Origin of the sequence: Rhizomicrobium sp., assembly GCA_037200385.1 — a bacterium.
Lineage (GTDB): Bacteria > Pseudomonadota > Alphaproteobacteria > Micropepsales > Micropepsaceae > Rhizomicrobium.
In genome coordinates, this window is record JBBCGL010000001.1 from 4,532,114 (window position 1) to 4,556,175 (window position 24,062).

At 65.4% G+C, this 24,062-nt stretch carries 21 protein-coding genes and 1 tRNA gene; 17 read left to right on the forward strand and 5 right to left on the reverse strand.

The window, feature by feature from the left end:
• The first annotated feature begins 266 nt into the window (after window positions 1-266).
• From WDM91_21820 to WDM91_21845, 6 genes are all read left to right on the forward strand, one after another.
• Window positions 267-2,108 carry a nucleoside-diphosphate sugar epimerase/dehydratase gene (locus tag WDM91_21820; protein MEI9997250.1) on the forward strand — a complete coding sequence of 614 codons (1,842 nt, stop codon included), beginning with the start codon at window positions 267-269 and terminating at the stop codon, window positions 2,106-2,108.
• A 38-nt stretch (window positions 2,109-2,146) separates the two neighbouring features.
• Window positions 2,147-3,082 carry a hypothetical protein gene (locus WDM91_21825; GenBank protein MEI9997251.1) on the forward strand — a complete coding sequence of 312 codons (936 nt, stop codon included), beginning with the start codon at window positions 2,147-2,149 and terminating at the stop codon, window positions 3,080-3,082.
• Between the two features lie 4 nt (window positions 3,083-3,086).
• Window positions 3,087-4,034 (forward strand): Gfo/Idh/MocA family oxidoreductase, encoded by a 948-nt coding sequence (locus WDM91_21830; GenBank protein ID MEI9997252.1) that lies wholly within the window; start codon window positions 3,087-3,089, stop codon window positions 4,032-4,034.
• An 80-nt stretch (window positions 4,035-4,114) separates the two neighbouring features.
• Window positions 4,115-4,540: a cupin domain-containing protein gene (locus WDM91_21835; protein MEI9997253.1), complete on the forward strand. Its 426-nt coding sequence runs from the start codon at window positions 4,115-4,117 to the stop codon at window positions 4,538-4,540.
• On the forward strand, window positions 4,540-5,787 hold the full coding sequence (locus WDM91_21840) for a class I SAM-dependent methyltransferase (GenBank protein ID MEI9997254.1): 1,248 nt from the start codon (window positions 4,540-4,542) through the stop codon (window positions 5,785-5,787). The genes WDM91_21835 and WDM91_21840 overlap by 1 nt, the downstream gene beginning before the upstream one ends.
• Window positions 5,784-6,449: a PIG-L deacetylase family protein gene (locus WDM91_21845; protein MEI9997255.1), complete on the forward strand. Its 666-nt coding sequence runs from the start codon at window positions 5,784-5,786 to the stop codon at window positions 6,447-6,449. The genes WDM91_21840 and WDM91_21845 overlap by 4 nt, the downstream gene beginning before the upstream one ends.
• 159 nt (window positions 6,450-6,608) lie before the next feature.
• Here WDM91_21845 and WDM91_21850 read toward each other — a convergent pair whose 3' ends face one another.
• On the reverse strand, window positions 6,609-7,244 hold the full coding sequence (locus WDM91_21850; protein ID MEI9997256.1) for a DapH/DapD/GlmU-related protein: 636 nt from the start codon (window positions 7,242-7,244) through the stop codon (window positions 6,609-6,611).
• An 80-nt stretch (window positions 7,245-7,324) separates the two neighbouring features.
• Here WDM91_21850 and queA point away from each other — a divergent pair, with 80 nt between their 5' ends.
• The 5 genes from queA to WDM91_21875 all read left to right on the forward strand — a co-directional run bounded on the left by queA (window position 7,325) and on the right by WDM91_21875 (window position 10,790).
• Window positions 7,325-8,386 (forward strand): tRNA preQ1(34) S-adenosylmethionine ribosyltransferase-isomerase QueA, encoded by a 1,062-nt coding sequence (queA, locus tag WDM91_21855; protein MEI9997257.1) that lies wholly within the window; start codon window positions 7,325-7,327, stop codon window positions 8,384-8,386.
• Between the two features lie 23 nt (window positions 8,387-8,409).
• Window positions 8,410-9,099: a tetratricopeptide repeat protein gene (locus WDM91_21860; protein MEI9997258.1), complete on the forward strand. Its 690-nt coding sequence runs from the start codon at window positions 8,410-8,412 to the stop codon at window positions 9,097-9,099.
• Window positions 9,100-9,112: 13 nt separating this feature from the next.
• On the forward strand, window positions 9,113-10,255 hold the full coding sequence (gene tgt / locus WDM91_21865) for a tRNA guanosine(34) transglycosylase Tgt (protein MEI9997259.1): 1,143 nt from the start codon (window positions 9,113-9,115) through the stop codon (window positions 10,253-10,255).
• Window positions 10,256-10,297: 42 nt separating this feature from the next.
• Window positions 10,298-10,372: transfer RNA gene (locus tag WDM91_21870), tRNA-Lys, on the forward strand.
• A 169-nt stretch (window positions 10,373-10,541) separates the two neighbouring features.
• Complete coding sequence (locus tag WDM91_21875; GenBank protein ID MEI9997260.1) at window positions 10,542-10,790, forward strand: hypothetical protein; 249 nt, start codon at window positions 10,542-10,544, stop codon at window positions 10,788-10,790.
• A gap of 147 nt (window positions 10,791-10,937) precedes the next feature.
• Here the strand turns inward: WDM91_21875 and WDM91_21880 are convergent, their stop codons facing one another.
• On the reverse strand, window positions 10,938-11,609 hold the full coding sequence (locus tag WDM91_21880) for a YjbF family lipoprotein (GenBank protein MEI9997261.1): 672 nt from the start codon (window positions 11,607-11,609) through the stop codon (window positions 10,938-10,940).
• On the reverse strand, window positions 11,590-14,094 hold the full coding sequence (locus WDM91_21885; GenBank protein ID MEI9997262.1) for a YjbH domain-containing protein: 2,505 nt from the start codon (window positions 14,092-14,094) through the stop codon (window positions 11,590-11,592). Before WDM91_21885 ends, WDM91_21880 begins: the two co-directional genes overlap by 20 nt.
• Before the next feature lie 62 nt (window positions 14,095-14,156).
• Between WDM91_21885 and WDM91_21890 the strand changes: the two genes are divergently transcribed.
• Both WDM91_21890 and WDM91_21895 read left to right on the forward strand, forming a co-directional pair.
• Window positions 14,157-14,360, forward strand: coding sequence for a hypothetical protein (locus tag WDM91_21890; GenBank protein ID MEI9997263.1), 204 nt, complete (start codon window positions 14,157-14,159; stop codon window positions 14,358-14,360).
• 159 nt (window positions 14,361-14,519) lie between these two features.
• A complete protein-coding gene (locus tag WDM91_21895) occupies window positions 14,520-17,273 on the forward strand; it encodes an SLBB domain-containing protein (protein MEI9997264.1) in 2,754 nt (917 codons plus the stop codon).
• On the opposite strand, the gene WDM91_21900 is transcribed toward WDM91_21895, so the two are convergent.
• Window positions 17,270-18,232 (reverse strand): GDP-L-fucose synthase, encoded by a 963-nt coding sequence (locus WDM91_21900; protein ID MEI9997265.1) that lies wholly within the window; start codon window positions 18,230-18,232, stop codon window positions 17,270-17,272. The two genes, WDM91_21895 and WDM91_21900, sit on opposite strands and share 4 nt — an antisense overlap.
• A 7-nt stretch (window positions 18,233-18,239) precedes the next feature.
• Window positions 18,240-19,319 carry a GDP-mannose 4,6-dehydratase gene (gene gmd / locus WDM91_21905; protein MEI9997266.1) on the reverse strand — a complete coding sequence of 360 codons (1,080 nt, stop codon included), beginning with the start codon at window positions 19,317-19,319 and terminating at the stop codon, window positions 18,240-18,242.
• 177 nt (window positions 19,320-19,496) lie between these two features.
• On the opposite strand from gmd, the gene WDM91_21910 reads away from it, so the two are divergent.
• Genes WDM91_21910 through WDM91_21925 form a run of 4 tightly spaced genes read left to right on the forward strand, consistent with a single transcriptional unit; the run spans window position 19,497 to window position 24,039 of the window.
• On the forward strand, window positions 19,497-20,588 hold the full coding sequence (locus tag WDM91_21910; GenBank protein ID MEI9997267.1) for a Gfo/Idh/MocA family oxidoreductase: 1,092 nt from the start codon (window positions 19,497-19,499) through the stop codon (window positions 20,586-20,588).
• Between the two features lie 2 nt (window positions 20,589-20,590).
• The gene (locus WDM91_21915; protein ID MEI9997268.1) at window positions 20,591-21,706 is read left to right on the forward strand and encodes a DegT/DnrJ/EryC1/StrS family aminotransferase; all 1,116 of its coding nucleotides are present in this window, start codon (window positions 20,591-20,593) and stop codon (window positions 21,704-21,706) included.
• Window positions 21,707-21,730: 24 nt separating this feature from the next.
• Entirely contained in the window at window positions 21,731-22,720 is a 990-nt protein-coding gene (locus WDM91_21920; protein MEI9997269.1) for a Wzz/FepE/Etk N-terminal domain-containing protein, read from the forward strand.
• Window positions 22,717-24,039, forward strand: a complete 1,323-nt coding sequence (locus WDM91_21925) for an O-antigen ligase family protein (protein ID MEI9997270.1) — start codon at window positions 22,717-22,719, stop codon at window positions 24,037-24,039. Before WDM91_21920 ends, WDM91_21925 begins: the two co-directional genes overlap by 4 nt.
• Window positions 24,040-24,062 lie beyond the last annotated feature (23 nt).

Genomic DNA, 24,062 nt, shown 5'->3' on the forward strand with positions numbered 1-24,062 from the left:
GTTGAGGTATCGCCGGAGTAGGTCGATAGATCATTTTGCGCTTCGCATGCCAAGCGTTGTTACCCCGGCGGGCAGCTTGTAACGTGGTGTCACGAATATCGCGTTCACTTTGTTGGTTCGGTTGGGTATTTCACGTGCGATGAATGCAGAAGCACGGTAGGGGAATTTTATTGCGCAGGTCAGTGCAAGTCCGCGCGGTCTTCACGCGGTTGTGGCGTCTTACGGCGGATATGGGGCTGTCTGTGGCGGCCTTCGCGACCATATCCATGATTCCGCTCTTCCACCGCGAGTTCCTTCCGGGTGCCCTGTCCATCGATATCGCCAAGCCCTTGCTGGCCTATGGTTGTGTCGCGGGCATTGCCGCAGCCTATACCCGGACATACCGGATGATCTGGCGCTATGTGAGCTTCCAGGATCTCCTCGTCCTCATACGCGCCGCGACCCTGACCGCGGCGGGATTCGCCGCCCTCGAATTGTTCGTCGCCAGCTGGAACATGCCGCATTCGATTGCGCGGGCCGGCGTGACGATGCTGATGCTGTGGCTCGCCACGGTTGGCTTTCTCACGGCACCCAGGCTCCTCGCCCGCGCTTTCAGTGAGGCGCGCAATCTGAACTGGCATCGTGGCGGAGCGTGGTCGGACGATTCCATCCCGGCCCTGATCACCGGCGACGTCGAGCGGATGGAGGCTTTCATCCGCGAGTCGAGCCGCAATCCGGGATCGCGCTACCGCATCGTCGGCGTGGTGACCGACCAGCGAAGCCTGCACGGCAGCTATCTCCATGGCGTTCAGGTTCTGGACGATATCGCCCATCTCGCCGATGCGCTGTTCCAGCTGCGCGAGCGCGGCATCCGGCCGGAGACGCTGATCCTGGCGCGCGACAACGCGACGCGCCGCGACTTCGAGGATCTTCTCGCGCTCTCCAGTCCCATCGGCCTCAAGGTGGGCCGCCTGCCGCCGCACGGCGCGTTCCGCGATGCGACGACGGTCCAGCCCATCGAGCTCGCCGACCTTCTCGGCCGTCCGGAGATCGTCTCCGATACCAGCGCCATCGCCGCCATGGTCCAGGGCAAGGTCGTCCTGATCACCGGCGCGGGCGGCAGCATCGGCGGCGAGTTGTCGCGCCAGATCGCCAAGCTGGGACCGGCCAAGTTGGTGGTTGCCGATTCCTGCGAGTTCAATCTTTACTCGATCGATCAGGAGCTTAGTGAGGTCTATGACGACGTTCCGCGCGAGGCTGCGCTGCTCGACGTCCGCGACGGCGATCTCGTCGCGCGCTGGATGGAAAGGGTGCGGCCCGACGTCGTGTTCCATGCCGCCGCGCTCAAGCACGTGCCGCTGCTCGAACATCATCCGATCGAGGCGGTGAAGACCAATGTGATCGGCACGGTCAATGTCGCCGAGGCTTGCCTCAAATTCGGCGTCGCGACCATGGTCACGATTTCGACCGACAAGGCGGTCAATCCGAGCAACGTCATGGGCGCCACCAAGCGTCTGGCGGAGGCCTATTGCCAGGGCCTCGACCAGGCCGACGCCCGCGCTCACGCCACGCGCTTCATCACCGTGCGCTTCGGCAATGTGCTGGGCTCCGCCGGCTCCGTCGTTCCGCTGTTCCGCCGCCAGATCGAGGCGGGCGGGCCCGTGACGGTCACCCACACCGACATCACGCGCTATTTCATGACGATTCCCGAAGCGGTGTCGCTGGTCCTGCAGGCCGGTGCGCACGGCATCGGCTCGGAGGAAGAGCGCGGCGTCATCTACGTGCTGGAGATGGGACAGCCCGTGAAGATCATGGACCTGGCGCGACAGATGATCCAGCTCTCCGGCCAGCGCCCCGATGTCGACATCAAGATCGAAGTCGTCGGCCTGCGTCCCGGCGAGAAGCTCTACGAGGAAGTCGTCCACAGCGACGAGTCGGTCGTGCCGACGCGGACGAAGTCGGTGCTGAAATTCCAACCGCGCGCGACCGACCTGCGCATCATCCGCCAGCAGGTGCAGGAGCTGCGGCATGCCGCGGGCAATTGCGACGCCGAACGGGCGCTGCGCCTCCTCAAAATCTCCGTGCCGGAGTATCTTCCCGGCACGCCCGAACGGGCGGCGCTGTCCTAGGTTCGCGGCCGGCGATTCGTTTCGGGGCGCTCTTGCGGATGACATCCTGGATTTTTGCCGGCGGCCTCGCGCTGCTCTCCCTGCTGGGTGCTCTGGCCTATCGCAGCCTCTGGCGGGCGCTGCGCCCCGACGGCGCAACCCCGACCGGATATGGCGGCGTCCTGGCGCTCGTTCTGCTGGGGGCCGGCCTCTGGCAGGGCGCGCCGCGCGACATCGCGCTGTGTTACGCCGTCATCGCCGCCACGACGGCGCTCTACTGGATAGACGATGCCTTCGAGCTGAACGCCAGGCTGCGGTTCTTCGTGCAATTCGCCTCGGGCCTCGCGCTGGCCGCCATCGTTCTGGGCGTGGCGGATCCGCTCAACCTCGGGCTTTGCGTGCTCGGCGGACTGACGAACGTCGTGCTGACAAATGTGATCAATTTCTGCGACGGTGCCGATCTCAACCTCGCCGTACTGCCGGTCCTCACCGCGGCGATCGTGCTGTTCGCCGGACCGCCCGACGTCTTCGCCGGCGCCGCCGTCGCCACGCTCGCCTTTGTCCTGCCCTTCGCCGCCGTGAACGCGCGGCCGAAGACGCTCTATTTCGGAGATTCGGGCTGCTTCGCCTTCGCCTGCCTGCTGACCCTGATGGCGGCCTATTACGTCCGCGAGCGCAGCACGGCGCAGATCTATGCCGCGGTGCCGATGGCGCTGCCCCTGTTCGACGCGTTCTATGTGTTCGTCACGCGGGTGCGGAACAAGGAAGACCTGCTCAGCCGCAACTATCTGCATCTCTACCAGAAGCTTCAGGCCCGCTTCGGCGGTTTCCATTATCTGTGGCCGCAGGTCCTGAATGTCGCGGTGGTGATCGCGCTGGCACTGGCGCTTCGTGCCGCGGGCTTCGCGGCGCTCTATGCGGTTCCGCTGGCGATGGCCCTGGCGACCCCGGCCTTCTATCTCATCTATCGCCGTCTCTCGCTGCGGGAGGCCTGAGCCGATGTCGCAAGACCGCCCCTTCGGCGCCTTCTGCCTCGTCGGCATGGGCGCCCATGCCCGGACCAAGCTGCTCCCGGCGCTGCAGGCCAGCGGGCAAGTGATCGCCGGCGTCGTCTCGAAGACCTTCGCCGAGCCGGGCATGCGCGTCTTTGCCGAGCTGGACGAGGCGCTCGACGCTCTTCCGCGCGAGACGGTGTTCTTCATAGCCTCGCCGCCCGCCGCCCATTATGCGCAATCGAAGGCGATCCTCGCGCGCGGCTTCGATCTTTTCGTCGAAAAGCCCGCCTTCCTCTTTCCGGACGAAGCCGAGGAGATCGCCGCCCTGGCCGACGCGCAGGGCGCCGTTCTCGCCGAGGCGATGATGTATCGCCATGCTGTGCTCTACGCCCGCCTGCTCGACCATTGGGGCCGCAACCGCGACCGCATCCGCGCGCTCGCGCTGACCTTCGTCATCGACAGGATGCCCGCGGGGACCTTCCGGCTCGAGGACGGCATGGCGGCCTCCTCGACCTACGATATCGGCTGCTACCCGGTATCCCTGCTGGCCGATCTGGGGCTCGGCGAGGCGGCGATCGCGGTGACCGGCGTCGACCATCCCGGGGCGCGCGACCGGGAGCGCGTCCATGCCGCGGGCGAGGGCGGAACGGTAAGCTTCACCCTCGATTACGGCGTGGCCCCCGCCTATGCGAACACGGTTACCGTCGTCCACGACGGTGGCGAGACGGCGACCTTTTCGCCGTTCTTCTACGGCCGCCCGGGCGAGCGTCGGATCGTCACGGCGGCGGGCGCCGAAACGGTCGAGGAGGCGAACAGCTTCGAGACCATGCTCCGGCGGCCCCGCCGCGAGTGGCTCGCAGAGCAGGGGGAGCGGAACCGCCGGATGGCGGCGGTAACGGGGAAATTATGGGCCCTCGCCAGCGCCGTCGCCGCTTTCGGCAAATCCCCGTGAAACCGCGATTTTTTTGCGCTCTTGGCGGCGCGCGAGGCTTGCGCTAGAGCATACGTCTCACGCCCATGACGGATGAGACGATGACGCTGCCCCGAAAATCCACGCTGGTTCCCAATGTCCAGCGCGACGCCGACAAGCGCGGCGGGATCCTTTCCATCGTCGACGAGCCGGTGAGCAACGTCTCGATCATCACCTGCACGCCGGGTTCGGTGCGCTCGAACCACTTTCACCACAGCGACTGGCACCTGATGTACGTGCTGGAAGGCCAGATCGATTATTTCTTCAAGGACGTCGACACCGGCGAGATCAAATATCTCCGCGTCAAGGAAGGCGACAACATCTTCACCCCGCCCAATGAACTGCACGCGACGTATTTCCCGGTGAAGACCACGCTGATCGTCTCGAGCAAGAATCCGCGCGATCAGGAAACCTATGAGGCCGACACGGTCCGCGAGCGCTTCATCGACGAAGACAACATCCAGGACATGCTGGCGAGATATTCCTGATGGCCGATTTCCGGACCATCGCCGCCTGCCGCCTGTGCGGCGGCGCGGAGCTGGGCGAGATCGTCGATTTCGGGAATGTCGCGCTGGGCAACAACCTGCTCGAGGATGCGGCCGCCGCCCGCGCCGCGGCGAGCTATCCGCTTACCCTGAATCGCTGCGCCGCCTGCGGCCATTTCCAGCTCGGCTGTGCGGTGGCGCCGCATCTGCTCTATGCGACGAACTACACCTATCTCTCGGGCATCGGTCCCAGCTTCGTGAAGCATCTCGACGACTACGCCGCCTGGGCCTATGGCAAGGACCTCGTGCCGCCGGACGGCCTAGTCGTCGACATCGGCTCCAATGACGGGACGGCGCTCAAGGCGTTCCAGCGGCGCGGCGCGCGCGTCTGCGGCGTCGATCCGGCCAGCCTGCCGGCCAAGATCGCCAACGAGAACGGCGTCGATACCCTCAACGTCTTTTTCGACGCCGATGCGGTGGCGCAGATCGCGGCGAAATACGGCGCCGCGGACTACGTCACCAGCCACAACGTGCTCGCCCATGTCGACGACCTCGGTGCCGTCTTCGCCGATATCCACGCCCTCCTGAAGGACGGCGGGGTGTTCTGCTTCGAGATCGGCTATTTCCGCGAGGTGCTGCGGCTGGGCTATTTCGACACGATCTATCACGAGCATCTCGACTACCATCACGCCGCGCCGCTGGCGCGCCACCTGACGAAGCTCGGCTTCGACATCGAGGAGTTCAGCGTCAACGCCGCGCAGGGCGGCACCCTGCGCACGCTCTGCCGCAAGACCGGCGCGGGCAGGGTCTCCGCCGCGGCACGGGCCTTCCTCGATGCCGAGCGGCAGTCTGAAGTGAACGACACGGCCTTCCTGCGGGACTGGCAGGGAAGCATCCTGCGCAAGATGGCCGGCTTCGCGGCGCTGCTGCGCGAAAGGGCGGCCAAGGGCCTGGCGATCGCCGGCTATGGCGCGCCGACCAAGGCGACTCTGCTGATGAAGATGGCCGGCATCGGCGCGGCGGATGTCCGCTACGTGGTCGACGACAATGCCCTGAAGGTGGGGCGCTTCCTGCCGGTGACGGGCATCCCGATCCGGCCGACGGCGCAGCTCTTTGCCGAGCCGCTCGACGCCGTCGTGGTGTTCGCGTGGAATTTCGCCGATGATATCTCCGCCAAGCTGGGTGGCCGCTTCGGTCGCCCGGTCGAGATGATCGTGCCGCTGCCCGAACCGAGGACCATCGCGCTGTGAGCCCCCGCAAGATCGTGGTTATCGCGCCGCATCCCGACGACGAGACGCTGGGCGCCGGCGGCACCATCGCCCGCTTCGCGGCGGAGGGCGCCGAGGTTGCGATCCTGGTGGTGAGCGGCCACCTGCCGCCGGTCTACAAGCCCGAAGTGTTCGAGACGACGCTCCGCGAGGCCAATGCCGCGTTCCAGGTCATGGGCGTGGCGCACAGCGAATTCCTCCGCATCCCCGCGACCAAGGTGCATGAGACGCCGGTCGCCGAGCTGAACGGCGCGATCCACGGCTTCGTCCGCCGCCACGCGCCCGATACCGTGTTGATGCCGTTTCCCGACCGTCACATCGACCATCGCGCGATCTTCGACGCCTGCGTCGTCGCCTGCCGGCCTGTCGGCCCCGCCTTCCCGCGGACCGTGCTGTGCTACGAGACCCTGTCCGAGACGCATTGGAACGTGCCGGGGATCGAAGCGTCCTTCGTGCCCGAATACTTCGTCGACACCACCGCCTATATGGACAAGAAGCGCGCGGCGCTGTCCGCCTATGCCTCGCAGATCGACGAAGCGCCATCGCGCTCGATCGAGGCCTGCATGGCGCTGGCGAAATTCCGCGGCAGCCAGAACGGCTGCGGCTATGCCGAGGCCTTCAAGGTCGTGCGCATCGTCGTTTAGAGTCTGTTGTGATTGGTTTGAATCACGACTGTCATCCCGGCCAAGCGATGCGTCAGCATCGCGCTGAGCCGGGACCCATTGCGCAAGCGTCTCGATGGATCCCGGCTCTCGCTCCGCTCGGCCGGGATGACATTTGCGTAAGACGGATCGCAACTTGTTCTATCCGCGCTTCTGGATCAGCCGCGCGCCCGGCGCGACGTCCTTGGTCACCACGGAGCCTGCCGCGATCATCGCGCCGTCGCCGATGGTCAAGGGCGGCACGATCAGCGCGCCGGAGCCCACGACCACGCGTGCGCCCACCGTCGTGGCCAAGCGCCTGCCGGCGTCGTAATTGCAGAACACGACGCCCGCGCCGACGATCGTCTCGTCCCCCAGCACCGCATCGCCAATGAATGCGCGATGCGAGATCTTCACCCCCGAGCCGAAGCGCGACCGCGCCGCTTCGAGATGCGCGCCGAGGATGCAATCGTCGCCCGCCACGCAATCGTCGCGGATGAAGCAGAATGGACCGAAGATGTTGTTCCGTCCCGCCGCCAGCCGCGCGAGAACGGAATGCGCCCGGACATTGCAGCCGGCGCCGAGCGTCACGTCGGTCAACTGGCAACCCTGCTCGACGTTCAGCGGTCCGTCGAGCCGGCAGGTTCCCTGGAACACGACGTCCGGTCCCAGCGTGATCGCGCCGCTGAAGTGCAGGCGTCCGCCGGCGGCGAGGTAAAGGCGGTCGGTTTGGAAAGCCGTCCGCAGCGCCGCCTCGGCGGCGATCTCGGTCGGCTCGGCAAAGGTCGCGCTGAACATGCCCGATCATAGCGCTCCGGCCCTTGGGCGCAATTCGCCCTTGCGCCGGCCTGCGGCATCGCCGATGGAGAGCGATGCGCGTGGACCAATTCGACTTCGACCTGCCCGAAGATCTGATCGCGTTGCGGCCGGCTGCGCCGCGCGACAGCGCGCGACTGCTGGTCGTCGGGCCGGACGGGGCGTTGGCGCATCGTCGCGTCCGCGATCTGCCGGCGCTCCTTGCGGCGGGCGATACGCTGGTCCTCAACGACACGAAGGTGATATCCGCGCGCCTGCGCGGCGTTCGCAGCGGTCGCGGCGCCACCGCGCCGAAGATCGAAGTGATGCTCCACAAGCGCCTCGCTCCGGACCGGTTCCTCGCCTTCGCGCGACCCGCGCGCAAGCTCGAGGCGGGCGATAGCCTCCTGCTCGGCGCGTCGCTGGCCGCCCGTGTGTGCCGCAAGGGCGAGGGTGGCGAGATCGAAGTCGCGTTCGAGACGTCGGGCGCCGCGCTCGACGCTGCCATCGCAATCGAGGGCGAGATTCCGCTGCCGCCCTATATCGCCGGCAAGCGCAAGCCGGACGATCGCGACCTCGCGGACTACCAGACCGTCTATGCCGCGCAGGACGGTTCGGTCGCCGCGCCGACCGCCGGCCTGCACTTCACGTCCGATCTGTTCGACGCGCTGCATGCGCAGGGCATCGGGCGCGAGATGGTCACGCTTCATGTCGGTGCCGGCACCTTCCTGCCGGTGAGCGCCGAAGACACCGCCGCCCACCGCATGCATGCCGAATGGGCGAGCGTCTCGGCGCGGACGGCGCAGCATCTCAATGTCGCGCGCGCGCGTGGCGGCCGCACCGTCGCGGTCGGCACCACCTCGCTGCGCACCCTGGAAAGCGCCGCGCGGGACGACGATACGGTTGCGCCGTTCGAAGGCGAGACCGATATCTTCATCCTGCCCGGCTACCGCTTCCGGGCGGTGGATGTGCTGCTCACCAATTTCCACCTGCCGCGCTCGACGCTGTTCATGCTGGTCAGCGCCTTCTGCGGCGGCGATGTCATGAAAGCGGCCTATGCCGAGGCGATCCGCGAGCGCTATCGCTTCTATTCCTATGGCGACGCGTGCCTTTTATTTCGTCCCGCGATACAAGTCGCCTCATGAGAACGCACAGGATACCTCTCGGATTGATTGCGTTTGCCGCGCTGCTCGCCTCAGCCGCCACCGCACAGTCATTGGCAGCGCTCAACGGCATGGACGCCTACAACCGGGGTGATATTCCCACGGCGTACCGCTTGCTGCGTGCCGCCGCCGATACCGGCGACGCGGAAGCCGAAGTCAATCTCGGCTACATGTACGCTCGCGGCCAGGGCGTCGCGGCCGACGACGTGGCGGCTTTTCGTCTCTATGAGAAATCCGCCGCGCAGGGCGATGGCGAAGGGATGAACGCGCTGGGCTACAAATATTATCACGGCTCCGGCGTGGCACAGAACACGCAGCAGGCAATCCACTGGCTTTGCCTTGCTGTGCTGGAAGGCAATCCCCGCGCAATGAACAATCTGGCGGGATTGCTTTATGCCGGATCGGATGTCGAACGCGATATCGCCGAGGCTGAATCGCTCTGGCTGCAGGCGGCAGCGCTCGGCCATACCAATGCGATGATGAACCTGGCCGGTTTGTACAGGCAGACCGATCCGGCGAAAGCAAAGGAATGGGTTGTGCGCGCTGCGGAAAAGGGCCAGCCGACCGCCCAACAGGTGCTGCGCAATGCCGGCTATCGCGGACCGCTGCCGCCGCCATTCGACGAGACCGGTGCAATGATCCCCTTCGTGAAACGCGCCGCCGGGCACGCGAAGATCTGCGGCCTGACGTCGTGACAAGCATCACGCGATGAGCAGCTTCGCCTTCGAGATTTCCGCCCGCGACGGCAAGGCCCGCACCGGCCTCATCCGCACGCCGCGCGGCGACATCCGCACGCCCGCCTTCATGCCGGTCGGCACCGCCGGCACGGTGAAGGCGATGATGCCGCAATCGGTGCGCGCGGCGGGCGCCGACATCCTGCTCGGCAACACCTATCACCTGATGCTGCGGCCGGGCGCCGAGCGCGTCGCACGCCTCGGCGGTCTGCATGCGTTCATGGATTGGGAGCGCCCCATCCTCACCGATTCCGGCGGCTTCCAGGTGATGTCGCTGGCCAAGCTGCGGAAGATCACCGAAGCCGGCGTCACGTTCCGCTCGCATATCGACGGCTCGGAGCAGTTCCTTTCGCCCGAGCGCGCGATGGAAATCCAGCGCCTGTTGGGCTCCGACATCCAGATGGTGCTGGACGAGTGTCCCGCCTATCCCGCCACCCGCGGCGACATCGAGGCATCGCTGGCGCTTTCGATGCGCTGGGCGGCGCGCTCGAAGACGGCGTTCGGCGAGCAGCCGGGACACGCCTGTTTCGGCATCGTGCAGGGCGGCGTCTTCGCCGACCTGCGCGTCCGCTCGGCGCAGGCATTGCGCGATATCGGCTTCGATGGTTACGCCATCGGCGGGCTCGCGGTGGGCGAATCGCAGGCCGCGATGTTCGAGACCATCGAGGCGACGGAACCCCATCTGCCGCCGGACCGGCCGCGCTATCTCATGGGGGTCGGCAAGCCCGACGATCTGGTGGGCGCGGTGCTGCGCGGGGTCGACATGTTCGATTGCGTTCTTCCGACCCGCTCGGGCCGCAACGGCCAGGCCTTCACCCGCGGCGGCACGGCGAATCTGCGCAATGCCCGCTTCGCCGACGATTCGGGGCCGCTCGATCCCGGGTGCGGCTGTCCCGCCTGCCGCCAGTTCAGCCGCGCCTATCTCCACCACCTCGTCAAATCCCAGGAGATCATGGCCTCGATGCTGCTGAGCTGGCACAACGTCCAATATTACCAGGACGTGATGGCCGAGCTGCGGGCGGGGATCGCCGCCGGCCGGGCGGCCGAGGTCGCCGCGCGGGTGATCGCCGCCTATCCCCGCGATTCGACGCCAAAAACCGACGAAAACCTCGATTGACCCTGACCCAACCCCCACATATGGTCCGCGCCCGCGCTGGACGGGCCCATAGCTCAGCGGCAGAGCATCTGACTTTTAATCAGAGGGTCGATGGTTCGATCCCATCTGGGCTCACCAGCGCAGGAAACCTCTCCTTGCACCACGCGTTCCCGATAGCGAATGCAGGGCTTTTCTTCCCCATTGGCGCCTATATTGTTGCCGCCAAGCAACAGATAAATGGGCCATTTGGTTGACAAAACTTGGCTCGTCGCGTTAAGTGAACTCTAGTTTGGTCAGGAGGATTTTCATGGTGCGGAAATTTGGTGCGGCCGTTATCGCGGCGGCTCTGTTGGTCTCGTCGGGTACGGCAGCGTTCGCGGCGGATCAGGCTGCGCTTGCTCCTGGCAAAGCCGCTGGCGTACGTGAAGCCGCGCTGCGCGCTCCGCTGTGGGTTTGGGTTGCCGGCGTCGGCTTCGTCGCGCTGGGCGTTGGCCTCGTCGCGTCGGGCAATGGCAATGGCCATTCGGGCGGATCGAGCACGACGACTCGCCTCTAAGCGAGACCGTTTCTTTCGAATCTACGAAAAGCGTTGACCTTCGCGGGTCAGCGCTTTTTGGTTTTGGTCGGGGAAGCGGCTGTTCGCGGAACAATCGCCGTCGAGCATGACGGTATGACGGTATCATGCGATTTTACCGCAGACGGCTCAGCCTTCACTGAGCGGCGGCCGTAGCAGTTCGATCTCCAGCGTCAGCCCATTGGGGTGGACGTTCTGGATCGACCGCCAGACCCGGCCGGTCGCGGCGCTCACCCAGTAGGAATTGGCAAAGCTCCAGTCCAGCCGCTCGGCCCGGCAGCTCTCATCCACCCGGATGGTATCGAGCTGCTTGCCGAGAATTGTGATCGGGTCGGGACCGGCCGGCACCATCCGGCAGACCACCGGAACGGAATAGATGCCGCGATCTGCGAAATCGGCGTTCCAGGTGAAGCTGTGCGGCCGGGTCCAGCCCGACGGATCGCCGGCGGCGGCCTGATAGCCCGTCAGGTCTGTCCCGAAGCCGGCCGTCCGGACGATCCGGCCGTTGCGTGTGGTGATCGCGACATGTGCGCCGGACGCCCACAGGCGCTCGCCATTGGTGTCGGTGGCCAGGAGGAGAACCTGCTCTCGCCCGCCATTGATGCGGATGCCCATCGTGGCATAGGGGATCGCGGCCGCCTGCTCGAGGCTGACCGGCGCATCGCGCGCGTCCCACGCCTCGCGCGCGGCCTTCAGCATGGAAAACCAGTCGCTTCCTTCCGAGCTGCATCCCGCCAGCAGGCCGGCGCAGGCGCAGCCCGCGGCGAAGCGATAGAGGCGCTTAAGGTGCGACGATGTCATCGATATGCTCCAGCACCACGCCGTAACTTTGCGGGCGCGTCTCCTGATACAGCGAATCGTCGTCGTCGAGCCGCTGGCCGCCGTCGCGGATCAGCGAGCGCAGGCGCAGATCGTAGGTCGACTGGCTGAAGAAGGGCAGGGCCCATTCCAATGGGATGTGGACGAGAATGCCCTTGTCGAAGCTGCCTTCGCCGAACTTCGAGAACGGCACATTGGTGAAGGTCGCGAAGGCGCCGATCTCGACACCCGTTTCGAAGCGTCGCGTGACTTCGATCGTGGCCCCGTAATCGCCGGCGAGATAGCGTCCGGCATGCACCGCGAAGTTCAGGCCGTACCACGGCGATTCGTAGTACATCGACGCGTGCCCCGTCAGCACGTGATAGTCCTGCAGCCCGAACAGCCGGTTGAAATCGCGCTGCCACACCTCATAGGCGTCGAGGCTGAACGCGACCCGCTCGCCTTCCGGACGCCACAGGATCTGCGCTCCGCCGCCCGCGAACATGTCCTCGAGGTAGCCCGCCTTGGCCTCGAAATAGACGTCGCGCGTCAGCCTGGTGCGGTACAGTGCATCGAGATTCGCGATGCCGTTGATGCCGTCCCGGAAATAGAGGTTCAGGTCGCTGCGCACATGCGGCAGCAAGCTGTTGGAATTCCGGCTCGTGTCGTAATTGTTGTAGATATTGCCCTCGAGCCGGGTCTCCAGCGTCAGCTTCGGCGTGATGTCGACGCTGGCGTTGACCGAACCGAGGACCTGGATCTGGATCGGCTGGTCCGGATCGAAGAACCCTTCGCGCAAGCCGGGACCGAAACTCCAATGGAAGCGTGGATAGGTCCCGTCCTGGGCTTGCTCCAGAACCGGATTGCTCAGCGGCGACAGGCTCGTGGAGACGGCGTCGCCGAGTTCGCGCGACGATCCGGAAGCCAGGGTGGCGCGTTCCAGCGCACTGCGCGCGATCTCGAAGTCGCGCAGCTCCACGCCGTTTCTGACGGTTATGATGTGGAAGACTTCGACGCCGGGCGGCGCGTCCGCCATCAGGACACGCGCCACCCGGCCCACAGCCTCGGTGTCCGTATTGTAGTGCGTGTTCGTGAAATACAGCCAGACCATCGCCGGCTCGACCGAGAGAGCCTCGACCTCGAGCGACTGTGCCGTGACGTCTTCGCGGATCTTCCGCGCGGTCGCGGCGGGATCGGTGGGCGGCGGCGCGGCGTCGGTCGCTGTCGGCTGCGTATCGTTTTCGGCGACCTGGACGCCCGTATGGGCGATCTTGCAGAACGCGATCCGGCCCGAGGGATCGTCGAGGTCGGATAGCGCGATCGTTTCGAGGTGCGGTGCCAGGCCCGCCACGATGCCGGCGTAGCGGTCGCACTGCCTGCTCGCGACGCGCTGGCTGAAATGCGCATCGACCACCAGCGTACGGCCCATGACGTCGACGGCGTGCACGCCGGTCGTCTCCGCCATCAGCGCCGACTCGATGACCAGGGCGTCGGCGTCCTGTGCGGGTCGCGGCAACTGCACCCAGGCATGCGCCGGAAGGGCGACCTGCTGCGGACGGTTGCGCATGATCAGCTGCGACAGCGCGGCCATCTGCTGCTCCACCGGGCGGATGACCGGCGCCGGAATGTCCGGCCCGAAGCGTTGCGGCGACAAAGGGATCGTCGGATCGACGCTGAAGCTGGCCGTGACGCCATAGGTCGAACCATAATACCAGCCGGCCGAAATCGAGGCGATGTCGTAGAGACGGTATGCGAGACCGACATTGACCGGCATGCGCACCTTGAAGCCGCCATTCACTTCGTTGACATAGGCGTCGCTGCTGTACTCCGCGAGCAGGTCGAGATTGTCGATCGGAGAATGCCAGATGACGCCGCCGAACAGGCCCATGGCCGGGCCGTGGAAGAACTGCCCGAAATTGACGGTGCCGCCGGTGGCGAGCGGCGACGATCGCGTCTTGAACGAATCCGAGATCAGCCCGAACGGATTGGGGAACGTATCGACCGAGGCGAGGCGTCCCCAGCCGAGGCCGGCGCTGACGTCGAAGTCGCTGATCCGCTTTGTGGCGACGAGATATTCGGCGCCATAGACGCCCGTGCCGAGCAGATCGCGGATGCCGAGGGAGATTTCAGGCCAGATTTCGTCCTCGCGCGACAGGCGCAATTTCAGGCCGAAGCTGCGGTCGTAGAGCGCCGGCGTGTTGAAGATGTGACCGACGCGGCTATAGCGGAACGAGCCTTCGAGCCAGGGCAGTATCTGGAACGCGATATTGTATCGCTGGCTTGTGTCGAGCAGCCCGATCGTCGCGGCGATCTGCCCGTCCGGTGCCATGCGCGCGCTCGGCATGTCCAGGATGCCGAGCTCGCCATAGGTGTCGCGCGGCGTGTAGGTGAGGTCTTCGGCGGACGCCGCACCGCAGCTGCCGGCACAGAACACCAGGACTGCCGCACTGACCCGGCCGCGCAGCTTTGGGCGCGCACGGCTTCGCATCCGTATCCGACGCGCGGTGCTCTGCTTCACTGCCTTGAATTTCTCTAGCCCAGCCGCATTGTATGGCCGCTGAGCAAAAATCTGACAAGGCAGTTGATGCGATTTGCCCGCGCTATCAAGGAGATAACGCCATGCTATCGGCATGGCCCGGCGCTCGCCTCACATTTGACCGCTCCGGTTCGCTGGTTCGCAGATTTGCGGCCGCGACGACCGGAGGATTGCCAAAAGGAAATCCGCGCTTTGGCGCAAGCGGTTATTTTGATTGAAGAATTGGGCCTTGCGCGTTTGCGCCCCGCCCAGTAAGAACCATGCGGCATAATCGAATTGGAATGCGGGCGGCGATGAAGCCTTTGTCTTGGGACCGGCTAATGTGTGTCGCTCGCCGGTTCGCGCGACAGTTTGCTTTCGGCGCGGGAGCCTTGGGATTGCTGGCGCTGCTTGTGCTGCCGGCGCTTCCCGGCGCCGAGGCGCAATCGCTTCCCAGCGCCGCCGATGCTTTGCGCATGTTGCAGGAGCGTCAGGGCGGCGGGAACACGGACGAGGTTCCGGACCTCGATCCGACCGCCAGGCCGAGCGTCCAGACCTTCACCCCTGCGGCGCTGCCGGCCGGCAGCGCGCCGTCATCGCATCTCGAAGAGGCATATTCGCGCCGCGCCAGCGATACGCTCCAGCAATTCGGCTATGACGCGCTGGGCGTTCCGTCCGCCGTGTCGATCACCCAATCCGGCGCCATTCCCGACGGCTATGTGCTGGGACGGGACGACGAACTCGTGATTTCGCTCCGCGGACAGGAGAACTCCAGCTATCGCGTGCGCGTGGATCGTGACGGCCGTGTAACCTTGCCCAGGCTCGCGCCCATTCTGGCGGCCGGCCGGCGCTTCGGCGATTTCCGTGCCGATGTCGAGTCGCAGGTCGGGCGCGCTTATCTTTCTACCCAGGTCTTCGTCACGATCGGCAATATCCATCAGCTCTCGATCCTGGTGGCCGGCGAAGTCCGTGCGCCGGGCGTGCGCACGCTGAGTGCGCTGGCAAGTCCGCTCGATGCGATCCTGCTGTCGGGCGGCGTCAAGAAGACGGGCAGCTTGCGGAACGTGAAGGTGATCAGCGCCGGGACGACGCGGACGATCGATCTCTATTCCATCGTTGCGGAGGGCCGTTCCGGCAGCCTCGGCTCGCTGCGCGACGGCGACAGGATCTACATCCCTCCGCTCGGCCCGACCGCCGCCGTGTCCGGGTCGGTGGCGCGGCCCGCCATCTACGAACTTCCGCCGGGCGTCATCGGAATGCGGGTTTCCGAGCTGCTTCGTCTTGCCGGCGGACCGGCCATCGCCGCGGCCTATACGCTTTCCAAGATCGATGTGCGCCGCGACGGAACCCTGTCGCTCGATCCGACGACGAGGAACGGCCTTGTGCGCGACGGCGAAGTGCTTGTCGTCAGCGAGACCCGCGGCGGAATGTCGGGCCGGGTCTGGATGCGCGGTGAAATCGTCGCGCCCGGCGTGCGGCCCTTGTCGACCATTCCGACCATCGGCGCCGCCTTTCGCTCGGCGCGCGATTTGACGCCGTTTGCGTATACACCGCTCGCGTTGGTGCGGCGCCGCGATCCGGTGACCAATTCGATCACCTTGATCCCGGTGTCGCTCACGGCCGTGATCCGTCATGCCGTCGACCTGCCGCTTCAGGATGACGATACGGTCTTCATTCTCAGCCGGCGCCAGATGTCCGCCCTGGCCAGCCTTGTCACCAAGGACGTGAATTCCGCTTATGAGCCGCCGGGGGTCAAGGATGCCAAGAAGCCCGGCACGCGCGATGTCGCCGGCCAGGCGGATGATCTGACCCTCCCATCGGAGTCGGGCGCGGCGCCGTCCGCGCTGTCTTCGGCGGCAGCGGCCTTGGCGGCATCGAACCCGGCGGTCGCCGCGGGCGGTCTGCGCCGGCGCCAGGAGGGTGGCTTTGGCGACGATCTGCGGTTCCGCAGTGCCGGGCAGGCCGACAATACCGAAGCGGCCGCGTTGGCGAGCGCCCAAGCCTTGGGCGCCAGCAACGGCATCAACAATGCGCCGGCCACGCAGCGTTCCGATGACGACATCGTCGATGAGGTCGCCGGCCTCGTCGGCGTGACGCCGGATGCGCTGCAGCGGCTGGCGGTCGACAACCTCGTCTGGGTCATGAACGAAGTGCGCGAGCCCGGGCCCTATCTCGCCGGCAGCGGCACGTCCATCGACGACATGGTCCAGGCGGCGGGCGGTCCGCAGCAGCGTGCCGATCTTTCCAGCATCGAAGTCACCTCGACCTTGGTGGATCAGCGGACGGGCGCGACCCATACGACGCGCCAGAACTTCGCCCAGGCCGACGGGCAGATGGCGCTTGCGTCGATCCGTCCGATGGATGTCATCCGCCTGCGCTCGGTCTACACCGACCGCGACGAGGGCACGGTCTCGGTCGCGGGCGAAGTCCGGTTCCCGGGCGTGTTCGACATCACGCGTGACGAACGCCTGTCCTCGCTTCTCCAGCGTGCGGGCGGCGTGTCCGAAGTGGCCTATCCCTACGGCGCGATCTTCACGCGGAAGAATGCGGCGCTCGCCGAAAAGGAAGGCTATGAGCGCACCGCGCGCCAGCTCGAAAGCCAGATTCCGACCCTGCTCGCCAAACAGGGCGAAGGTGAGCCCGGCCAGACCGCGACGAGCCAGTATCTGAGCACCCTGGCGCGCAATCTGCGCGACACGCCGGCGCTTGGCCGCATCGTCATCACCGCCGATCCGACGGTACTTGCGACGCGGCCGGAACTCGATTTCGTGCTGCAGCCGGGCGACACGCTGTACATTCCCAAGCGTCCGTCCGACGTCACCGTTTCCGGCGAAGTTCTCAATACCGGCTCCTTCCAGTACCGCGCGGGGCTGCGCTATTCGGACTACATCCGGCTGGCCGGCGGCGAAACCCAGCAGGCCGACGATTCGCGCATTTTCATCGTGCTACCGGACGGCAGCGCGACGCCGATCGGAAGCGACTGGCTGTCCTTCGGCGGCGGCAGCAATATCCCGCCCGGCTCTACGATCGTGATTCCGCGCGATATCGCGCCCTTCAGCTGGTCGCAATTCGTGAAGGATGCGGCGCAGATCGTGAGTCAGCTCGCCATCAGCGCAGCGTCGCTGGCGGTCCTGAATCGGAACAGCAATTAGGCGGTGGTGCCGAGCCTGGCCTGCGCATAGTGATCGCGGAACCAGCCATAGGTGCTCCGCAGCCCATCCGCGAGCGGAATGTGCGCGCGCCAGCCTTGCTCCGTCAGCCGGCTGACGTCCAGCAATTTGCGCGGAGTGCCATCCGGGCGTGAGGCGTCGAACGCCAGCGCACCCTCATAGCCGACGACGGCTTTGACGGTTTCCGCGAGTTCGCGGATCGATACGTCTTCGCCCGTTCCGATGTTGATATGCCGTTCGTCCGAATAGTGCCGCATGAGGTGCACGCAGGCGTCGGCCATGTCGTCCACGTGCAACAATTCGCGCCGCGGCGTGCCGGTGCCCCAGACCACGATCTCCGGCAGGCCGCGGTTCTTGGCGTCGTGCATCCGGCGCATCAGGCCCGGCACGACGTGGCTTCCTTCCGGATCGAAATTGTCGCCCGGCCCGTAGAGATTGGTCGGCATGACCGAGACGAAGTCGCAACCATACTGCCTGCGATACGCCGCGCAGAGCTTGATGCCGGCGATCTTCGCGATGGCGTACCATTCATTGGTCGGCTCGAGCGGGCCGGTCAGCAGGGCGTCTTCCGGGATGGGCTGCGGCGCGAGCCGCGGATAGATGCACGAAGACCCCAGCAGCATGAGCTTGGGCGTGCGCACGCGCCGTGCGGCCTCGATGACGTTCACCTCGATTGCGAGATTGTCGTGGAGGAATTCGGCGGGCCGCGTGTTGTTCGCGTGGATGCCGCCTACCAGGGCCGCAGCCAGGAAGATCGCGTCGGGCTTGTGGGCCGAGAGCCAGTCCTCGGCCTCGCTCTGGCGTCGCAGATCGACCTCCGGGCGGGCAGCGGTCACGATTTCGCAGCCTTCCGATGCGAGGCGCCGGACGATGGCCGAGCCGACCATGCCGTTATGCCCGGCAACCCAGATGCGTTTGCCGCGAAGGGAGAATTCGGTCATGCGGCACCTAATCGTCGTGTCGTTGCCGGCGCTGCCGCTCGATGGGCAGCAGCTTGATGTCGGCCTGTACCATTTCCTTCACGAGATCGCCAAATTTCGTCGTCGGCCGCCAGCCCAGCTTCGCCATCGCCTTGGCGGGATTGCCGAGCAGGAGATCGACTTCCGCCGGCCGGAAATAGCGCGGGTCGACCTCGACCAGCAATTCACCGCTCGCGGCGTCCCGGCCCTTCTCGTCGACGCCGTTGTTCGACCACACGATCTGCCGGCCGATCTCGCGGAAGGCCGCTTCGACGAATTCGCGCACGCTGTGCGTCTCGCCGGTCGCGAGCACATAGTCGTCGGGCGTGTCCTGCTGCAGCATGCGCCACATCCCGTCGACATAGTCGCGCGCCAGCCCCCAATCGCGCTGCGAATCGAGCGAGCCCAGATAGAGCTTCTCCTGATATCCCAGATGGATCGCGGCCACCGCGCGGCTGATCTTGCGGGTGACGAACGTCTCGCCGCGCGTCGGGCCTTCGTGATTGAACAGAATGCCGTTCGAGGCATGGAAGCCATAAGCCTCCCGGTAATTCACCGTGATCCAATAGGCGTAGAGCTTGGCGACGGCATAAGGGCTGCGCGGGTGGAACGGCGTGGTCTCGGTCTGCGGCGTCTCGCGGACCTTGCCGTACAATTCCGAGGTCGAGGCCTGGTAGAACCGCGTCTCGTCCTTCAGGCCGAGGATGCGTATGGCCTCCAGCAGGCGGAGCGTGCCGACGGCGTCGGCGTTGGCGGTATATTCCGGCGTTTCGAAACTGACCCCGACATGGCTCTGCGCCGCAAGATTGTAGACCTCGGTCGGACGGATTTCCTGCATCAGGCGGATCAGGTTGGTCGGATCCGTCATGTCGGCATAGTGCAGGAACAGCCGGACGCCCTCCTCGTGAGGATCTTGGTAAAGATGGTCGATCCGGTCGGTGTTGAAGGACGACGAGCGCCGTTTGGTTCCATGCACCGTATAGCCCTTGGCGAGCAGCAATTCCGCCAGAAGCGCTCCGTCCTGCCCCGTCGCGCCGGTGATCAGTGCAACTCTACGACCTTCTGCCACGTTCGTGTTCCCGCCCGGATATCGGCCGGACTATCGGCGGTTGCCCGGGCAATGTCCATAAGTTCATTTGGATCAATTGCTTACGAGATTGATAAAGGTGTGCCGTCCGGTTATAGACAGACGGCTATAGCCTGCCGAAATGCCCATGGCGGCAGGGGCGATAAGGTCGAGGTCAAGATGCTGAAGTTCGGGCTGCTGGGATGCGGCCGCATTGCCAAGCGTCACGCCGATCTCCTTGGGCACGGCCAGATCGCGGGCGCCAGGCTGGCTGCGGTTTGCGATCTCGATCTCGATCGCGCCAGGAAGGTCGGCGAACAGTTCGGCGTTCCGTATTTCTCCGATCTCCACGAGATGATGCGCAGCGCCGAGCTCGACGTCGTATCGGTGCTCACGCCGAGCGGCGCGCACGCCGGGCACGTCCTGGCGCTCGCGCCCTACGGCAAGCATATCGTCGTCGAAAAGCCGATGGCGCTGACGCTGGACGACGCCGACGCGATGATCGCGGAATGCGCGGCCCGCAATGTCCGGCTCTTCGTGGTCAAGCAGAACCGCTTCAACGTTCCGGTGACCAAGCTGCGCGAGGCGCTCGATGAAGGACGCTTCGGCAAGATATTCCTCGGCACCGTCCGCGTGCGCTGGTGCCGGCGGCAGGACTATTACGACCACGATGCGTGGCGCGGCACCTGGGCGATGGACGGCGGCGTGCTGACCAACCAGGCCAGTCATCATATCGACCTGCTCGAATGGATGATGGGCGACGTCCAGAGCGTCTTTGCGAAGGGCATCACGGCGCTGGCGAAGGTCGAGACGGAAGACACCGCCGTCGCGACGATCAAGTTCAAGAGCGGGGCGCTCGGCCTGATCGAGGCCACGACGGCGGCGCGGCCGAAGGACCTCGAAGGCTCGATTTCCATCCTCGGCGAATCCGGGACGGTCGAGATCGGCGGCTTCGCGGTCAACGAGATGAAGGTGTGGAATTTCGCCGAGAAGCAGCCCGAGGACACGGATATGCTGACGAAATACTCAGTCAATCCGCCGAACGTCTACGGCTTCGGCCATCAGGCCTATTACGAACATGTCGTCGACTGCATCGCCAACAACCGCAGCATCCTGGTCGACGGCGCGGAAGGCCGGCGCAGCCTGGAGCTGATCACAGCGATCTACGAATCCATCGAATCGAACGCCGAAGTGCAGCTGCCGGCGCGCCAGCGCTTCGGCAAGCTCGGGCGGACGCCGGCCGGACTCGCCGCGGTCGGCGGAAAGCCCTGAGCATGGTTCTCAAATTCCTCGATTTGCAGAAGCAATACGAAGAGATCAAGCCGGAGATCGACAAGGCCATCGCGGACGTCGTCCGCGATGCCGCGTTCATCTCCGGTCCCTATGCGGCCCGCTTCGAGGCCGCGTTCGCTGCTTTCCAGGGGGCGGAATTCTGCATCGGATGCGGCAACGGCACGGATGCCATCGAAATCGCGATCGAGGCGCTGGCGCTTCCGCCCGGCTCGGAGATCATCGTTCAGGCCAACAGCTTCATCGCGACCTCGGAAGCCGTGACGCGCGCGGGTCATCGCGTCGTGTTCTGCGACTGCGATCCTGACGATTATACGATCTCGCTCGAGAGCCTGCGCGCCAAGGTGACGGAGCGCACGAAGGCGGCGATCGTCGTGCATATCTACGGTCAACCCTGCCGCATGGATGCCGTCCTGGCCGTGGCGCGGGAGTTCGGCCTGAAGGTGATCGAGGACTGTGCCCAGGCGCATGGCGCCGACGTCATGGGACAGCCGGTCGGTGCGATCGGCGATGTGGGGACATTCAGCTTCTATCCGGGCAAGAATCTCGGCGCCTATGGCGATGCCGGCGCGATGACCACCAACGATCCGGCACTCGCAAAACGCATGCGGATGATCGCCAATCACGGCCGGATCGCCAAATACGATCATGAATTCGAAGGGCGCAATTCGCGCCTGGACGGTCTGCAGGCTGCGATTCTTTCCGCCAAGCTCAAGCATTTGCCCGCATGGATCGCCCGCCGCGAGGCGGTCGCGGCCCAGTATCGCGCCGGGCTCGCCGATCTCGGGGACCTGGTCCTGCCGGCCCACCGCAATTGGGGCCGTCATGTCTATCATTTGTTCGTTGTGCGGACGAAGCGCCGCGACGCGCTCAAGGAATTCCTGGCCGAACGCGGCGTCGAAACGGGAATCCACTATCCTATCGCGTTGCCCAAACTTGCGGCTTATGCATATCTGGGTCAGCAGAACGAGGCTCTGGTCGCCAACCGGCTGGACGGCGAGGTGCTGAGCCTGCCCATCGGCGATCACATGTCTGTCGAGGATGCCAAGGATGTCGTTGCCGCCGTCAAGGACTTTTTCGATGCGCCGTCGCGGTCCTGAGCCGCGTTGCGGTTGGGAGCAGCCGTGAGCGACGTCGACAAGAGCCTGTTGCAACCCGTCTACGACTTCGCGCGCATCCTGTCGGGGCTGGTGAGCGCCGCGGTGCGCCGCTGGCCCATCGTGCTGTTCACCATCGTCCTGGCGCTGCTGGGCGCGATCGCCGTGGGACGCTTCAGCAAGCCGCAATATGCCAGCGAAATGTTGGTGATGGCGGCTCCGGCGCAGCAATTCGGCTCGCCGAATCCGCTCGGCGCGCTGACATCGGCCCGTTCGTCGTTCGCGGCGCTGGGGCTCGGCAGTTTCGGCGGCTCGTCGCAGTTCAAGTCTTTCGTCCAGCTCGTGCAGTCGCCCGCGGTTGCCGAGACCCTGATGGGCAAGCCTGACGACATGCTCTGGCTGATGGGGCCGAGCGTCGACGTGCGAACGGGCCTTTACAAGACGGGCGCAGGCCCGCTGCGGCGGACCCTCTACGGACTGTTCAATCTGTCGCCACCCGTGCGGGCGAGCGTCCAGGACGTCCAGGTCGCACTCAATCACACCGTCGTCATCTCGCTCAGCACCGACAATCCCGATATCGCGACGATAAGCTGTACCTCGACCTATGCCGAAGCCTGTCCCAAGCTGCTTTTGGACGTCCACGCCGCGACCGAGGCGCATCTCAGCGCCATCACCGCATCGGATGCGCGCCGTCTCGCGAACTACATCATCAAGGTCTTGCCGACGGTCCAGGAACAGGTCGTTCGCGACTCTCTGGTGGACTTGCTTGCGAGCGCGACCAAGCAGATTGCGATGAGCGACCTCCACCAATCGGTGGGCGCCGTGATCATCAGCCCGCCCTTTCCGCCGGGCCGCCCGGCCTTTCCGCGGCCCGGCCTGCTGTTGGCGATCGGGGTCGCCGCCGGCTTGTTCCTCGGCACCATGCTCGCCTGGATCCTGCCCGTGATGCGCTTCGAGGGTCGCGTGAGCCAGACCGTGCGCTCGCTGAGGACGCGCTTTGCGGGCCTGTTTGCGTGAAGGCGCTTCTGATCGTCTTGGCCGTTGCGTATTTCGCATACAGCGCTTTCAACATCTGGCGCCGCCCCGGAGTCTTCGCCGGTCTGCTGTTTTGCGGCTTCGGCGTCGGCGCGATACTGGGTCCGCTGGGCACGGCCATTTCGATCGTCGCGGTGCTCGCCTGTGCCGCGATGTTCGTCCTCAAGCCGCCCAGCGGGGTCAGTTTGGCACCCAGCGAAGTCGCTCTGGTTCTCTGGTTCGCCCAGACCACGCTCTTTGGCCTGTGGTCGCCGCAGATGGACCTGACGACGTTCTATTTGCTGAGTCTCTATGGTTTGGGGTTGTCGTCCTATCTCTTCGCCAGGACGTTCGCGACCACTCCGAATTTCGTGCCGCAGGCCTATTGGAGTACGGCGTTCGGGATGGCGATTTGTTACATGTCCCTGGTGACGAGTGCGAAAACCATCGGGCGTTTGGGCATGACGTCGGGATCGACCGGAGATGCGCTCAATTCGGTGGGCCTTTCGACCCTCCCGGAAGCGGGCATGATTTTGAGCTTTGCGATCCTGCTGTTCGACAGGGAAATGCGCATGCCGCTCAAGGTCGTTGTTCTTCTCGTGATGGCGTTCGTCATGGTGCCCTTCATGATCAGCACCGGCACGCGCGGCGTCATGGTATCGGTGGCTCTCGTGCTCGGGATCTACCTGGTGATGTATGCCTATCAAAACGGCCTGCGCTCGATCAGTCGTGCGATCGCGATTGCGGCGGTCGGCATACCTGCCGGTGTCGTTCTCTTTATCGCGGCGGCACCGACCAGGCTGAAGCTGACCATGGCGGGCGGTCTCTACCGCATCATGGGACCGCATCAGGCCGGCGCGTCGTCCGTCAAGGAACGCTGGGACATATTCGATCAGGCGATCGGACTGATCAAGGAATCCCCTTTTCTCGGCTATGGACCGGGCTCTTACTCCTACATGAACGATGGGATCGACGCCGGCAGCAACTATCCCCACAACCTCGAGCTTGAACTTCTGATGACGGGCGGGCTCGTCGGCTTGACCCTGTTCGCCTGGTTCGTCCTGCCCCTGGTCTGGCATCTGATCGTCGATGCGTTCCGGAAGCCCATTTCGCTTGAGGCGGCGGCGATCCTCGGCCTTCTCGTAAGCCAGTTGTTCCGTCTCCAGCTCAGCTTCGCGCTGGCGAGCGCGAAGCTGTTTTTTTTCGCGCTCGGCGCTGCGGCGGCGCTTTGGGCTGCCCGTCGGGCGGCGCAGCGGCCCGACATATCGGCGGCGCCCGCCGCACTGGCGCCTCCCGAGGTCATGCCGCACCCCGGCTCGTGAGCGCACCCCTGCTCGTCTGGATG